This is a genomic window from Pseudomonas saliphila, assembly GCF_008638345.1.
GTDB lineage: Bacteria > Pseudomonadota > Gammaproteobacteria > Pseudomonadales > Pseudomonadaceae > Halopseudomonas > Halopseudomonas saliphila.
The window spans coordinates 383,988-398,237 of record NZ_VTVA01000001.1 but is presented as its reverse complement, the minus strand read 5'-3'; the positions used below and the strand labels follow the sequence as shown (position 1 = coordinate 398,237).

The following is a 14,250-nucleotide window of genomic DNA, read 5'->3' as shown; positions in this document are numbered from 1 at the left end:
TGGAACTCGACCTTCCCAGGGAGGGGTGTTGGATCGTGGCATGACGTTAGCGCAACTCCCCGGCGAAGCGCTTACGCACCTGGCGCAGGTACAGCGATGGCGCGATGCGCCAGAGCAGACTGCCGAATCGCGAGACCGGTTCAGGCAGTATCCAGCGCTTGCGCCGCTGTAGTCCGTCATCGATCAGTTTGGCCATCCATTCGGCGCTGCGCATGCCGCCGACCATCGAGCGCGGGTGCTTGGCGACCTTGCCATCGCGCCCCAGGGCGTGATGTTCGATCGGCGTGTCGAGAAAGCTCGGGTAGGCCATGAGTATGTGGATGCCATCAGGCTCCAGCTCCAGGCGTAGCACCTCGAAGAACTGCGTCAGCGCGCTTTTGGCGGCGCAATAGGCAGCGCGGCCGGGCACCGGCATCCAGCCGGCCATCGAGCCGATGCAGACGATCGAGCCGCCCGATTCGCGTAGTAGCGGTAGCGCGGCCATGGTCAGCTCCACCGGGCCTTGCCAGTCCACCGCCATGACCTTGCGAAAGACGTCCGGGTGGGTCTGATGGGCCGGGGAGCGGTGGGTGATGCCGGCATTGTTAACCAGCAAATCGAGCCGGCCGAAGCAATAACGTACCTCATCGATCAGAAAGCAGATGTCGGCTGCCTGGGTAATATCCGCGGTGACGGTTAGCACCCGCTCCGGGTCGCCCAGTTCTTCGGCGCGGGCGGCCAGGCCTTCTGCGTCAATGTCGGCCAGCACCAGACTGTGTCCAGCGGCAAACCAGTGGCGCGCCATGGCCCAGCCGAGGCCGGAGGCGGCGCCGGTGTTCAGGGTGACGTGCATGGGCTGTTCTCTCCGTATCAGGGTTTGCGCAACCCATTGCACTCGACGAAATACTCGAAGGTTTCGGCGGATGTCTTGGCCAACGGATACCCGAATTCCTCCTTCAAGCGCCGATTGCTGAGTACCGGGCGGTAGCGCAGGAAGTTGACCTGCTCTGGCCCGGTTGGCTTGCCGCGCCATTTTGCAATCTGTAGCCCGGCTTTGACCAGCCATACCGGCAAGGTCAATAACGGCTTGTTCAGGCGGTGTGCAATTTCCTGCATGGTCAGCGCGCCATCACCGGCCATGTTGAAAATGCCGGTCTTGTCCTGGCTGATGCCCATTTCCATCGCGCCGATCACATCCTGATCCCAGATGAACACGAAGGGCGAATCGCTGCCCTTGAGCGCGAGGATGCGCGGGGCCATGAACAGGCTGGTGATCTGATTGCGCGTCTCGGTGCCCAGCACGGTGCCGGGGCGGAAGATCAATTGCTGCAGGTGTGGATGGCGCAGACGGTAATCGGCGAGCATCTCTTCTATCTGCCGCTTGTGGTCTGAGTAGGCAAATTCGGGATTGCCGCGTAGGGCGTCCTGTTCGTCGATCCAGGCCGGGTTGTCCGCGTGGTAACCATAGGCGGCGCCGGAGCTGGTAACGGTCAGGTGTTGCACGCCGGCCTTGATGCAGCACTCGAGCACGTTGCGGGTGCCGTTGACGTCGATGTCGTAATCACGGGCGCGGTCCGGGGAGGCCTGGAGCACCGAGGCCAGATGCACCACGTGGGTGATCTGTGCGCGTTTCATCAGGTCGGCCAGGTTGTGTTCACGCACATCGGCGATTTCCAGCGCAAAGCGCAGGTCGTCACGTGTGCGTAAATCCGTGCCGGTCACCGCAAAGTGCTCGGCCAGGCGATTGCCCAGCTGATGACCGATATAGCCGGCCGCGCCGGTGATCAGTATGCGTTTAGTCATGTGCGGTCCGCGCCCAGATGTGTGAAAGAGTGATGCCCGACACCAGATGCCAGACGCCCCAGAAGGCGGTGATCAGCATCATGCCGCCGGCTTCGGGGAAAAAGGTGAACAGGATGACCAGACCCAGCCCCGAGTTCTGGATGCCGACTTCCATGGTCACCGCCCGGCGGTCGGCCACGGGTAGCTTGAGCAGCAACCCCATGCTGTAACCCAGCGACAGCGCCAGCAGGTTATGCGCGGCTACCAGCCAGAAGAAACTGTGGAAACGCTCGAGGAACAGGCCGAAATTGTTGGTGAAGGCGATCGCGACGAAGCCCAGAAACACCAGCAACGAGATAATGCGCAGGGGCTTTTCGCTGCGGGCGACCAGGCCGGGCAATCGGCGTCCGATCGTCATCCCGAGCACCAGGGGCAGCGCCAGTACCAGCAACACCAGCAACAGAATGCCGCCTGGCTCCAGGGTGATGTGCGTCAGGTATTCGCGGGTGTGCGGATTGAGCCAGCCATAGAAGGCGAAATTCAGCGGTGTCAGCACCGTGGCGGCCAGGCTGGACACCGCGGTCATGCTGACCGACACCGCGACGTTGCCGCGGGCCAGCCAGGTCATGATGTTGGAGAAACTACCGCCCGGGCACGACGCCACCAGAATCATCCCCAGCGCCAGTTCGGCATCGATCCGCAGCGCCCAGGTGAACAGGCAGGTCGCCAGCGGCAGCAACAGGAACTGGGCGAACAGCCCGGCCAGAGGTGCGACGGGTGCCATAGCGATGCGCTTGAAATCCTCCAGCCTCAGGCTCAAGGATACGCCGAACATCATGCACGCCATGATGACGTTGAGCAGGATCAGGCTGGCCGGGTCGAACTGGATCGGTAATGCACCGCTCACGCTGCGGGCACCGGCTTGGCTTCGTCCACGCTGAGTCCACTTTGCAGTGCGGTTATGTGCTCAGCCAGCGTCTTCAGGTATTCATCCTTGTTCACGTAATAGGCCATGCGCGCCAGCTTGATGTAATCGTAACCGCCATCGAGCGTCACGCCCGCGCGCTCGTTTTTAATCTTGTCGAACGTTTTGGCAGCCTCCGCGTTTTGCTGGCGCTGGCGGATATACAGCGCTACCAGGCGCGCTTGCTGATTACGGCCCTCCCAGCCGAGCCCCGCGGCCTCGATCATGCCCATCATGAACAGGTTGTCGTGCTCGGGATGGAATACATTCATATACAGCTGCGGCGCGTCCTGCTCGGCTGGCCAGTTCAAGTGCTGGCGCTCAATGAAAGGGTAATCCAGCAGGTAGCCGGTGGACATCAGGATCAGGTCGTACTCCTTGCTCTGGCCGTCGGCGAAGGTGACCTGTTTGCCGCTGACCTTGCTGATATCGCGGCGCGCATGGATATCCCCGTGACCGAGGTGATGCAGGATCAGCGAGTTGATCACCGGGTGGGACTCATACAACCGGTAGTCCGGATTGGGCAGGCCGTAGTCCGAGGGCTTGCCGATGACCAGGCGGATCATCGCGCCATCGATGCGTTGCTTGAGCGCACGCGGCAGCTTGACCTTACCGCCGAGGGTGTCGACCGGCCGGCCCTTGATGAACTTGGGCACGAAGTAGTAGCCGCGGCGCAGGCTGATGTCCACCGATTGCGCGTGGTGAACGGCATCCACGGCGATGTCGGCGCCGGAGTTGCCACAGCCGACAATCAACACTCGCTTGCCCTTGAATACATCGGGCGTGCGGTAATCACAGGAATGCATCAGCTCGCCGCTGAATTCGCCGGGCAGTGTCGGCATGTTCGGCTTGTGCAGCGTACCGTTGGCAATCAGTACGCCATCGAACAGGCGCGATTGCTGTTGGCCGTCATGCTCGGTGGTGACCTTCCATTGCGCGCCGGCGGGTTCGACGCTGAGCACCCGGGTGCTGAATTCATAATGGCGGCGCAGATCAAACTGGCTGGCGAAATCCTGGAAATAGGTCTTCAGCGCGCGGTGGTGTGGATAGGGCGCGACGTCATCCGCCATCGGGAATTCTTTGAACTCCGTCATGCGCTTGGATGAGATCAGGTGCGCGGTCTCGTACATGGTGCTGTGTGGGTTATCGATGTCCCACAAACCGCCCACATCGCTGTGCAGGTCGAACCCGGTGAAGGGGATGCCGAGTTTCTGAAGGTTACGGGCTGCGGCCAGGCCCATCGGACCTGCGCCAATCACGGCGTACATGGGTGCTACCTCGGAAGTCTTTGTTGTTATGCTTGCCAGTCTAAGGGATGCGCTGCGAGGCGTATCGCACCAAACAGGACAAAGGACCGGCAATTCAGGCCATGGGCGACATTTCCGAACACAGCGTCACGCCGCTATACAGCCAGGCGATCGTGCAGGCCGCCGAACGTCAGGGTCTGACGCTACCCCGAGAATTGCTGGCAGAACTGCGCCCGGACCAGCGCGTACCACTGGTCCGGCAGGACGCGCTGTGGGAAGCCTTTTGTGCCGCCAGCGCTGACCCTCTGGCCGGGCTGCGTCTGGGGCTGGAAATGCAGATTGGTCATCTGGACAGTGCCGGCATGCTGCTGGTGACCTCCGACACGCTTGGCGAGGCGCTGGACGAATTGGTCGAATATGCCCCGGTGATCGGTGACGGCGGTGAGTTCAGCGTGCGCCACGCCGGCGAGCGGGTATTCATCGATTATCTGCCGGACTATTCCGTACGCCAGGCCGAGCGGGTGGAGGCGGTGCTTGCCAGCCAGCTCAACCTCACGCGCTGGTCCACCGGTGGGCGCTTCCGTGCCGCCGGCCTCTGGCTCAGCCATGCGCCGCTTACCGGGCTGGATGACTATGCGCAACTGATCGACTGTCCGCTGCATTTTGACGCGGCGCATAACAGCCTCGGGTTTGCGGCGCAGCAGCTCCATCTGCCACTGATTCAGGCCAACAGTTCGCTGCGTGAACACCTGCGCCAACTGGCCGATCAGACCCTGGCTGCGCTCGGCCAGCACAGTCTGACGGCCGAGGTGCAACGCCTGGTGCGGCAGCATCCCCGCTGGGGCAAGGAGCGCGTAGCAGGTGAACTGGAGCTGAGCGGCCGGCATCTCAACCGCCGTCTCGCGGAGGAAGGGCTGTCGTTCAAGAGTCTGCGCGAAAGCGTGTTGCAGCAGATGGCTTGCCGGGCGCTGCGCGGAGAACAACGGGTTGCGGAGATCGCTGAGCGACTGGGCTTTTCGGATGAGGGCGCCTTCGTGCGTGCGTTCCGCCGCTGGCAGGGCGTTACGCCGGCGCGTTATCGCGATACGGCTGGTGGCAACGTGGCGCTCAGCTGAATAAATGGCAGGCTGAACAGAGGGCAGAGCGTCAAGCGCTACCAGGAAGCACCGCTTCCTGGTAAGCAGGAGGGCTATCTAAGATCGCTAGCGAGCTTATCGATCTCTTTGTATGTCTTGCCATCCAGCTCTTTGTTTATACGTGCTTCGGCTTCCATCATGCTATTGAGGCTCAAGCCGTCCGGCGGATTCAGTGCGTAATGCAGAGTAATAGACGCCAGATTCCTGCCGAGTTTATTACGCTCCTCCGGCGACAGATCTTCCATCATCCTGTTCATGCTCGCCTCAGCGTTTGCAGGCGAAGACGTATCCAGCGATGGATCGCCGCACGCGGCCAACAGCGAAGCCATCCCGACTATCAGTGCCAATTTCAGTGTATTCATTGCATACCTTCCTGGTAGAGGACCGTCCGTACCAACTGGCTAACGGCCTATTTCAAGCGCAGCGCTATTATCATCTGCTGGCCTGCTGAAACCGGGGTGAGATTAACATCAATTTCCGGATGCAGACGTGCGCGTCGGATTGGGGCGTGGGTTATGTGTTTCTAGCTGCCGTGATTTTTCATTGTCCCAATGAATTGCCTATCCTCGGTAAATGGGTTGTTGCTCTCGGGGAGACGCCAATGAACCGCTATAAAAATCTGAGTGGAAATTCAGGTGTGCTTGCCTACGAGCTCTCACCAGGGGCCATAGTTGTGCAATTCAACAACGGTTGGAAATACGAGTACACCGACGACAGCGCTGGCGCTTCCGCCATTGCGACGATGCATCGTCTCGCGCGCTCGGGGAAAGGGCTCAGCGGTTTCATATCCGTTAACGTTTGGGACGCTTATACACGCAAATTTCAGTAGCAAGTCACGATTAACGGCTCGAGCCGTTTAGGCTGTTTCATCAGCCTTCGCAAGGTCACCACAGCCAACCCAGCATCAGCAGCACGCCAATGATCCAGGCGCTGAGGGCGACGGTGCCGGGTTGCCACAGGCGATTCCACTGGCGCTCATAGCGACGCCACCGGTCGCTGTCCACATGGGGTTCGGTGGGCGGTAGAGGCGGGCGTTGCAGCAGGCGTTTCAGGCGTAGCGAAGCGATCAGTGCCGGATTCGGTAGGCGGGTCAGCGTCGGGGGGATCTGCCAGCCGATCTTGAGTATCAGAGCGGCGAGGGCGGTGGCGGCCAGTACCGGCCATAGCGACGCCCAGATGGCGTACAGCGGCAGGCTATCGAGCATGGCGCCGCGCAGTGGCGGCCATAGCCACGGCAAGGTGATCGGCATCAGGCAGAGCAGTGCCCAGGGAAGCATTTGGCCGGCGGGCGCTGGCGGTAGCGATTCGTTCTGCTGCTGACTTGCGCGCATCAGCCACAGGGCACGCAGTACCAGCAAGGTGGTGCCGAGCGAACCGGCGGTGAGTAGCGGCATCCAATCCGCCACGGCGCTGGCATCGACGCCGTCCTTGAGCAGCGCCTTGACCGCCGCGCCGCTGGTCAGCGGCAGTCCGGCCAGGGCCAGCGCGGGCACCGCCATCAGTAGCCAATGCACCGGTCCTAGCCGGTTATGGGCACTGAGTCCGGCGCCCATGAACAGCGCGCCCTTGGCCAGGCCGTGATGCACGCCGTAAATGGCGAGCAAGGTGGCCGCCGCGGTTCGGTATTCCGGTTGCTGCCAGGCCAGCGCGAGTATGGCCAGCAGATAGCCCATCTGGCTGACCGATGAATAGGCCAGCACGGTTTTGGTTCGTGTTTGCAGCAATCCGAGCAGCACGCCGTAAAACGCGCTGAATGCGCCGATCGCCAGCAAAACGGGAGCCCAGCCTTGTAGTAGCGGATCCTCAGTTGGCAGGAAGCGCCACAGGCCGAGGATGCCTGCCTTGAGCATTGCCCCTGAGAGCACTGCACTGGCTGCGGCGGGCGCGGCCGGGTGGGCCAGCGGCAACCAGACATGCAGCGGCCAGAAGCCAGCCTTGAGACCAAAACCGACCAGCAATAGCGTGGCGGTCAGGGTGCTGGTCGGCGCGTTTTGCCAGGCATTCAGATCCAACGCACCATCGGCCTCGTGAATACGCAGCATTATGCCGGCATAGAGCAGCATCTCGCCGAGCACCGCCAGTTGCAGGTAAAGCCTCCCGGCCTGGCGCGGGGCTGGGCCGCGCAGGTGAACGACCAGGCCGTAGGCAGACAGACTCATGAGGGTAAAGCCGACATAGAAGCTGCCTGCATCCTGAGCGATGACCAGCTGCAGGTTGCCGGCCAGCGACAGCAGCCAAAAGATCCAGAATCGCTGCCGGTGGTTGTCGTCCCTCAGATCGCCCACTGCAAAGCGGGTCGAGCAAGCCCAGAGCAGGGCGGTGAAGCCGAGCCAGGCGCGGCCGAGCTGATCATCCAGCGCCCATTCGGCCCCCGGCCAGAGGGTCGAGATCGCCAGTGCCTGCGGCGGCCAGAGGCTGAACAGCAAAGCCGGCAGGCAGCTTAACCAGAGCCAGCTGCCGGCCTGGCGTGGCTGGCGCCATACCAGCAGCGCGGCGATGAGCGGCGCGCCTGGCACCAGTAGCCACAGCAGCGGGCTCACAGGTTGAACTCGCGGTTGATGATCAGCTCACTCCAGCTCAGCGGGCTGAAGCCGGTGCCGGCCAATATGCCGGCGAGTAATGCCAGCAGCGCGGTGAATAATACCGGGACCAGCAGCATCCAGTGCGTCTCGCCCAGGCCGGGGCGGCCGGTGCCAAGCGAGCGTTCCTCGGGCCATTCGGCCGGAGGGCGGGCAAACCAGCCGCGGTAGATCAGCGGCAGGAAGTAGGCGGCATTCAACAGACCGGATATGACCAGCACCAGCAGTGCGATGTCCCAGCCAGCTTCCAGCGCGCCCAGACCGAGATACCACTTGCTGATAAAGCCGGCAGTCGGCGGCACACCAATCATGCCCAAGGCGCAGAGGGTGAAGGCGGCCATAGTCAAGGGCATGCGCCGGCCAATGCCGTCCATCTCCCGGATCCGGTGCACGCCCAGGGTCTCGGCGAAGATGCCTGCGCAATAGAACAGCGTGACCTTCATCAGGCCCTGATGTACCAGGTGCGCCAGGGCACCGACACCGGCAATTGGTCCCATCAACGCGACCCCCATGGTGATGTAGGACACCTGGCTGATGGTGGAGTAGGCCAGGCGTTTTTTCAGCTCCTGCTGCTGCAGGGCCTTGAGCGATCCGTAGATGATGGTGGCCGCCGTCAGCGCCAGCAGCGGCACGTTCAACCCCAGTGCCTGCACCGGTTCCACGCCGTAGACGTCATATACCACCCGCACGATGCCGAAGGCGCCGGCCTTGACCACCGCCACCGCGTGCAACAAGGCGCTGACCGGTGCGGGCGCGATCATCGCCTGCGGTAGCCAGCCATGCAGCGGCAGTAACGCCGCCTTGACGCCGAGCCCGGCGATCATCAGTGCAAAGGCGACAATCAGGCTGGTGCTGTGTGCTTCCAGCATGGGTTGCAGGTAGCCGCCGGTAACGAAATCCGGACTGCCGGTCAGGCTGTGCAGCAAGGCCACGCCCATCAATAACAGGGCGCCGCCGCCCAGGGTATAGGTCAGATAGACACGTCCGGCCCGCAATGCTTGCGGGGTGCCGCGGTGCACCACCAGCGGGAAGGTAGTCAGCGTCAGCAATTCGTAGAACAGTAGAAAGGTCACCAGATTCCCGGCCAGCGCTACGCCGACAGTGGCGCTGACGCACAGGCTGAAATACCCGAAGAAGCGCGAGCGCAGCGGCGAGTCCTCCAGGTAGCCGATGGCATAGATGGTGGTCGCCAGCCATAGCACCGACGACAGGCTGACGAATTGCAGAGACAGCGCATCGCCCTGCAAGACCAGGCCGCCGCCAGGCAGGAAAGGCACGGCAAAACGAAACTCCAGCCCACGGTCGACGCCCCAGAGCATCAGCCCGACCAGCGCCAGCTTGAGTAACACGCCGGTCATGTTGAGCAGCACGCGCAACCTGTTCTGGTCCTCACGCAGGGTGAATATCAGCAGGCCGGGCACCAGCGAGCTGAGCACGATGAGCAGGGGCAGCAGGCTGGACCAACTGGTGATCATCGGTTCACCTCCGTCAGCCAGAGGATCAGCGGCTCGCTGTACAGCGCCATGCCCCAGACCACCAGCGCCGGCAGCAACGCCAACCATTGGGCGAAGGCGTCGGGGTTATAGTTGGGCGGATTCGGATCGGCCCTGTCGAAGGCCAGGGCAACTACCCGAAAGACATAGGCGGCGCTGGCCAGGGTGCCAAGCAGTACGCCCAGTGCCCAGGGCCAGTGCACGGGGTCCGCCAGCAGCGGTTGCAGCAGCACCCATTTGGCGACGAAACCGCCGCTGGGCGGCAGACCGATCAGGCTGCCACCGGCCACGGCGAAGGCGAACATGGCGATCGGCATGGTCTGTGTGGCGCCCTTGAGCGAGGAGACCCGTTTGCTGCCGAGGGTGGCCTGCATTTCCCCGGCGGCGAGGAACATCGATACCTTGGCCAGCCCGTGGGCCAGCACGAACAGCCACAGCGCCGCGGACAGCTCGGTCTGTTGCCAGCGCAATAACAATCCCAGGGCGAGCAGCGCGTAACCCAGCTGGGCGACGGTGGAATAGGCGACCAGGGTTTTCAGGAACGGCGTACGCAGCGCCGCCCAGCCGCCAGCCAGCAGCGCGACGATGCCCGCCAGGGCAAACAGCAACCCCGCCGGTTGCGCCACCTCGACCGGCGCCATCCGGCTCCACAGCATCCAGAGAATGAACAGCGGACCCTTGACCACCAGGGCTGACAGGAGCGCGCTCACCGCTGTTGGCGCACTCGCATGGGCGGCGGGTAGCCATAGATGCAGGGGCCAGAGCGCGGCCTTGAGCATCAGTCCGAGAGTCATCAACAGCAGCGCCAGGCGCGTTGTGTGATTGGCGTCGATCATGGTCGCCAGCAGGTCAATGTCGAGTACGCCGTACCGGCCGTAGAGCAGCGCGACGCCGAGCAGGTAGCAAAGCGACGCGGCGAGGGACAGCAGCAGATAACGCAGCGCCGGCCCGTAGGCCTTGGGCCCGGAGATGATGATCATGGCGACCGCCACCAGCCCGAGCAGCTCCAGGGTGACGTACCAGTTGAACAGATCGCGGGACAGCCACAGCGCGGCGAGGCTGCCGTGCAACAGACATGACAGCGGCCAGTAATCGGTGTCGCGGGTCTGGCTATGGCGGCTGCGCTCGGCATATACCGCCACCAGCAGATGAACCAGTGCGGTGAAGGTCAACAGCAGGGCGCTCAGCAGGTTCAGTTCAAACCGAATGCCCAGCGGCGTGTCCCAGCCGCCGATGGCCAGGGTCTGGGTACCGTGTGCGACCACCTCGGCCAGCGCCAGACCGGCGACAATCAGGCTGAGCAGGCTGGCGATGATCACCCAGGCGCCGGCTCGCGAGCGCAGGAAAAGCAAGAGTAACGCCGTGGCCAGCGGGATCAGCAGACTTGCCAACGCCAGGGTCATTCGTTTGGCTCCGGCGCCTGCTGCTTACCCGACTTGTGCGCACTGATTGCCACCGCCAGACGCAGCGCGAAGGCGGTGGCACTGACTGCCACCACCAGTCCGGTCACTACCAGCGCATGTAATACCGGGTCGCTGTGTTCGCCGCGGTTGGCAAGCGCGATCATGACCATGAAGGTGCCACTGCCCATGATGTTGATCGCCATGATGCGGCGTATGGGGTGGTGCAGGCGTGCCAGCCCGTGCAACCCCATCAACCAGAGGACGCTGCCTGCACAGAGAAAGATCAGCGTGCTGCTCATGTGCCCAGCTCCTCGCGCTCACCGATGACCAGCAGGCTCAGACTGGCGGCAATCGACAGGGTGGCGGCGACCTCAATCAAGAGGATCAGGTTGCCGGACCACTGCGGCGGATAGTTCAGCCAGCCACTGCCGAGCCAGGCGCCCGCCGCGGCGATTCCGAGAAACACCACGATGCCCATCAGCACCAGCGCGCGCATCGGCCAGTCATCCCAGCGCAATACCGGCAGCAGCCCGGCAAGACGCAGCAGCACTATTCCAGCAGCCAGCAGCGCGCCAGCCTGAAAGGCTCCGCCGGGCGCGTGGCTGCCGCGCCATAACAGGTAGCCGGCGATGATCACGCTCAACGGCGCGAGAATCCGACTCCAGGCGCGCAGCAGGGTCCAGGCGTGCGCCTGTTTATACCCCGCCGGTTGCAGCTGGCGCACGCCGAGCACAGCCAGCAGCAAAACCACCAGTTCCAGCAGTGTGTCCCAGGCGCGGAAGTTGAGTAGCACCGCCGTCACCGGATGGCTGACGCCACTGGTATCGAGATGGGCGCTGACCAGCCCGGGCAGAGGCTGGGGTCCCTGCTCCAGGGGCAGTACGGCGCGGATCAACAGGATCAGCACCAGCACGCCAAGCACTCCCGCAGACAGTGCTCGAGCGGGTGGTCTGCGCGGTGGCGGCTCCGGCCCGATGCGCGCCAGGGCGGCCAGCAGCAGGACGCCGGTCAGGCCGGCGCCAATCGCCGCCTCGGCCAGCGCCAGATCCGGCGCACCGAGCCGGGCCCAGGTGATTGCCAGCAGCAGCCCGAAGGCGACGAACAGAACTATGCCGGTATACAGGTGACGCACGTGCAGAGCGGTGCCGGCGAGAATCAGCAGCAGTACGCTCAACGTAATGTCGAACAGCAGCTCAAGGGAGAGCATCATCGTCCTCCTGTTCGGGGTTCCGATCCTGCTCGCGCTGGTAGCGCGCCAGCAGTTGGCAGGCGGTGGTGCTCGAGGCCATCACCAACAGCCAGACCGCAAACATGATGGCGATCGCATGCCAGCTCTCGGCACGCAGACTGAGACCGAGCACCACGAGGCCGAGGCCCAGGGTGTCGGCCTTGGTCACCGCGTGCAGCCGACTGTAGACGTCGGGAAAGCGCAGCAAGCCGAGGGTGCCGGCGACGAAGAAGAAGCAGCCGAACACCAGCGCTATGCCGCTCAGCCAGGCCAAAAGATCAGTCATCACTCGGCGGCCTCCGCAGCAGCTGCACCAGGGCGGCGGTCACCACCGCTGCCAGCAATGCCAACACCAGCGCCGCATCGAGCAGTGCCGGCTGGGCCTGGGAGTGGGCCATCAGCATGAGCAGCGCGGCACCGGCGGTGCCGAATAACTGGATGGCCAGCAGACGATCGGCGCGGGTCGGTCCGTGGAGGACCCGCCACAGACCGGCGAGGATGCTCAGTAACAGGATGACCGCCAGTAGCGTCATGCTGGGCCCTCGCCGAGCACGTGCATCAATTGTTGCTCAAGGCGAGCCACGCTCTCTAGCCAGGGCTGCGTATGGTCGAGTACATGCAGTGCCAGATGATCTGCTTCAATGGCGCCGGCCAGCGTACCCGGCAGCAGGCTGACCGCCGCGGCGAGCAGCAGGCGGGAGCGCGGGTCGCGCGCTGTGAGTGGATAACTGACCCAGGCGGGGTCCAATGGCATGCGCGGTTGCACTGCCCGGCGAGCGACATCCCAGCCGCCGGCCACCAGCGCCCGGAGAAAAAACAGCAGGAAACCCGGTACCGCCCGCGGGCGGAAAGTCCAGACTGGGTTGCCGAGCCAGCAGGCCAGCATGGCTGCGGCCAATGCACAGGGTATGCCTATATACCAACCCTTGCCGCCCGCAAGCAGCCCCCATAGAGCGACATACAGCAACGACCAGAACAGCATGCGTCGTGACAGAAAGCGATCCGCCCAGGAATAAGGCACAGTAACTCCCGTTGTGTCATTGGATTCATGTTAGGTCACCATTGAAGGCGGCTCAATGGGGCGGTATCCGATGATGCCCCCTGGCAGCGAAGGCTTGCTAGACTCTCTCGCATGATAGTCCTGTTGATGGCTTCCCTACACGACAGAGAGAAACCTATGTCTCGCAACATCATCGTTCTTGGCGCCGGTATGATCGGCGTTTCCGTGGCCTGGCATCTGGTGCGTCGCGGTCATAGCGTGACGCTGGTCGATCGTCGTGAGCCGGGTCGTGAAACCTCTTTTGGTAACGCCGGTATCATCCAGCGCGAGGCCGTGCGGCCTTATGCGTTTCCACGTGACTTCAGTACGCTGTTGCGGGTTTTGCCCAACCACGAGGTGGATATTCGCTATCGGCCCTTCGGCATGCTGCACGCAGCCGGCCCGCTGTTCCAATACTGGATCAACTCGGGCGGGGCGCGTTACGAGCGCATCGTCAAGGAATGGGCATCGCTGATCATGCGGTGCCAGGACGCGCACGCGCCGATGATCGAGGCGGCCGGTGCGGGCGAACTGGTACGCAAGGGCGGCTGGCTGGAGTTGTATCGCACCCAGAAGGCGCTGGATGAGCGGCTGGAAAAAGCGCGTATTGATCAGGGGCGTTTCGGCGTGGAGTTTGACGTGCTCGACGCCGCCGGGCTGTATGCCATGGAGCCGCATCTGGGCAAGGGGCTGGTGGGCGCCATTCACTGGACCCAGCCGTGGATGGTCTCGGATCCGGGTGCGCTGGTGCAGGCCTATGCCCGACATTTTGAACAGCAGGGCGGTCGCCTGGTACAGGCCAGTGTCGAGGAAATCCGTCATGAGGGCGCTGATTGGCAGGTGGTGACCAGCGAAGGGCCGATCGAGGCAGAGCAGGTGGTGATCGCCATGGGGCCTTGGTCAGGCAAGGTGCTCTCGGATATCGGTATTGATGTGCCGTTGTTCGTTAAACGCGGCTACCACATGCATTACTCGACGGAGCAGGGCGCCAGCCTCAACCACTGGGTAATGGATGCCGAGAAAGGTTTTCTGCTCGAGCCGATGCGCGCCGGGATTCGCCTGACGACAGGGGCCGAGCTGGCGGATCTGGATTCACCGCCCCAGTACCGGCAGCTCGCGGCCGCTGAACGCGCCGCGCGTGAATTGTTCCCGCTCGGCAAAAGACGCGACGCCGAGCCCTGGAAGGGCGCACGGCCCTGCATGCCGGACATGAAGCCGGTGATCGGTCCGGCCCCGGACAAACCCGGGCTATGGCTGGCCTTCGGGCATGGACACCAGGGCTTTACCCTGGGACCGGCGACCGGAGAGCTGCTGGCGCAGATGATGGATGGCGAACAAACGCCAATCGACATGACGCCATTTCGCGCGGATCGGTTCTAGAGTTTCGGAGGGTGTGTCGA

General features: G+C 63.2%; 16 protein-coding genes. 3 read left to right on the top strand and 13 right to left on the bottom strand.

The window, feature by feature from the left end; all coding sequences use genetic code 11:
• Positions 1-46: 46 nt before the first annotated feature.
• From FHK95_RS01850 to FHK95_RS01835, 4 genes are read right to left on the bottom strand one after another with little or no spacing between them, the layout of a single operon-like run.
• Positions 47-832 carry an SDR family NAD(P)-dependent oxidoreductase gene (locus FHK95_RS01850; RefSeq protein WP_150302874.1) on the bottom strand — a complete coding sequence of 262 codons (786 nt, stop codon included), beginning with the start codon at positions 830-832 and terminating at the stop codon, positions 47-49.
• 17 nt (positions 833-849) lie between these two features.
• Entirely contained in the window at positions 850-1,782 is a 933-nt protein-coding gene (locus FHK95_RS01845) for an SDR family oxidoreductase (RefSeq protein ID WP_150302873.1), read from the bottom strand.
• Positions 1,775-2,608 carry a bile acid:sodium symporter family protein gene (locus FHK95_RS01840; protein ID WP_150302946.1) on the bottom strand — a complete coding sequence of 278 codons (834 nt, stop codon included), beginning with the start codon at positions 2,606-2,608 and terminating at the stop codon, positions 1,775-1,777. The genes FHK95_RS01845 and FHK95_RS01840 overlap by 8 nt, the downstream gene beginning before the upstream one ends.
• Before the next feature lie 56 nt (positions 2,609-2,664).
• The gene (locus tag FHK95_RS01835) at positions 2,665-3,993 is read right to left on the bottom strand and encodes a flavin-containing monooxygenase (RefSeq protein ID WP_150302872.1); all 1,329 of its coding nucleotides are present in this window, start codon (positions 3,991-3,993) and stop codon (positions 2,665-2,667) included.
• Between the two features lie 101 nt (positions 3,994-4,094).
• Here FHK95_RS01835 and FHK95_RS01830 point away from each other — a divergent pair, with 101 nt between their 5' ends.
• Positions 4,095-5,087 (top strand): AraC family transcriptional regulator, encoded by a 993-nt coding sequence (locus FHK95_RS01830; RefSeq protein WP_150302871.1) that lies wholly within the window; start codon positions 4,095-4,097, stop codon positions 5,085-5,087.
• Between the two features lie 74 nt (positions 5,088-5,161).
• On the opposite strand, the gene FHK95_RS01825 is transcribed toward FHK95_RS01830, so the two are convergent.
• Complete coding sequence (locus FHK95_RS01825; protein ID WP_150302870.1) at positions 5,162-5,470, bottom strand: hypothetical protein; 309 nt, start codon at positions 5,468-5,470, stop codon at positions 5,162-5,164.
• A gap of 239 nt (positions 5,471-5,709) precedes the next feature.
• On the opposite strand from FHK95_RS01825, the gene FHK95_RS01820 reads away from it, so the two are divergent.
• Positions 5,710-5,937, top strand: a complete 228-nt coding sequence (locus FHK95_RS01820; RefSeq protein WP_150302869.1) for a hypothetical protein — start codon at positions 5,710-5,712, stop codon at positions 5,935-5,937.
• A gap of 55 nt (positions 5,938-5,992) precedes the next feature.
• On the opposite strand, the gene FHK95_RS01815 is transcribed toward FHK95_RS01820, so the two are convergent.
• From FHK95_RS01815 to FHK95_RS01780, 8 genes are read right to left on the bottom strand one after another with little or no spacing between them, the layout of a single operon-like run.
• The gene (locus FHK95_RS01815; protein ID WP_150302868.1) at positions 5,993-7,648 is read right to left on the bottom strand and encodes a complex I subunit 5 family protein; all 1,656 of its coding nucleotides are present in this window, start codon (positions 7,646-7,648) and stop codon (positions 5,993-5,995) included.
• Positions 7,645-9,162 carry a complex I subunit 5 family protein gene (locus FHK95_RS01810; RefSeq protein ID WP_150302867.1) on the bottom strand — a complete coding sequence of 506 codons (1,518 nt, stop codon included), beginning with the start codon at positions 9,160-9,162 and terminating at the stop codon, positions 7,645-7,647. The genes FHK95_RS01815 and FHK95_RS01810 overlap by 4 nt, the downstream gene beginning before the upstream one ends.
• Positions 9,159-10,583 (bottom strand): complex I subunit 5 family protein, encoded by a 1,425-nt coding sequence (locus FHK95_RS01805; protein WP_150302866.1) that lies wholly within the window; start codon positions 10,581-10,583, stop codon positions 9,159-9,161. The genes FHK95_RS01810 and FHK95_RS01805 overlap by 4 nt, the downstream gene beginning before the upstream one ends.
• Entirely contained in the window at positions 10,580-10,882 is a 303-nt protein-coding gene (locus FHK95_RS01800) for an NADH-quinone oxidoreductase subunit K (RefSeq protein WP_150302865.1), read from the bottom strand. The genes FHK95_RS01805 and FHK95_RS01800 overlap by 4 nt, the downstream gene beginning before the upstream one ends.
• Positions 10,879-11,793, bottom strand: a complete 915-nt coding sequence (locus tag FHK95_RS01795) for a Na(+)/H(+) antiporter subunit B (protein ID WP_235906684.1) — start codon at positions 11,791-11,793, stop codon at positions 10,879-10,881. The genes FHK95_RS01800 and FHK95_RS01795 overlap by 4 nt, the downstream gene beginning before the upstream one ends.
• Positions 11,777-12,097, bottom strand: a complete 321-nt coding sequence (mnhG, locus tag FHK95_RS01790) for a monovalent cation/H(+) antiporter subunit G (protein WP_150302864.1) — start codon at positions 12,095-12,097, stop codon at positions 11,777-11,779. The genes FHK95_RS01795 and mnhG overlap by 17 nt, the downstream gene beginning before the upstream one ends.
• Positions 12,090-12,344 carry a monovalent cation/H+ antiporter complex subunit F gene (locus FHK95_RS01785; protein WP_150302863.1) on the bottom strand — a complete coding sequence of 85 codons (255 nt, stop codon included), beginning with the start codon at positions 12,342-12,344 and terminating at the stop codon, positions 12,090-12,092. Before FHK95_RS01785 ends, mnhG begins: the two co-directional genes overlap by 8 nt.
• On the bottom strand, positions 12,341-12,832 hold the full coding sequence (locus tag FHK95_RS01780; protein WP_235906683.1) for a Na+/H+ antiporter subunit E: 492 nt from the start codon (positions 12,830-12,832) through the stop codon (positions 12,341-12,343). Before FHK95_RS01780 ends, FHK95_RS01785 begins: the two co-directional genes overlap by 4 nt.
• Before the next feature lie 156 nt (positions 12,833-12,988).
• On the opposite strand from FHK95_RS01780, the gene FHK95_RS01775 reads away from it, so the two are divergent.
• Entirely contained in the window at positions 12,989-14,230 is a 1,242-nt protein-coding gene (locus FHK95_RS01775) for an NAD(P)/FAD-dependent oxidoreductase (RefSeq protein ID WP_150302862.1), read from the top strand.
• The last annotated feature ends 20 nt before the right edge of the window (positions 14,231-14,250 follow it).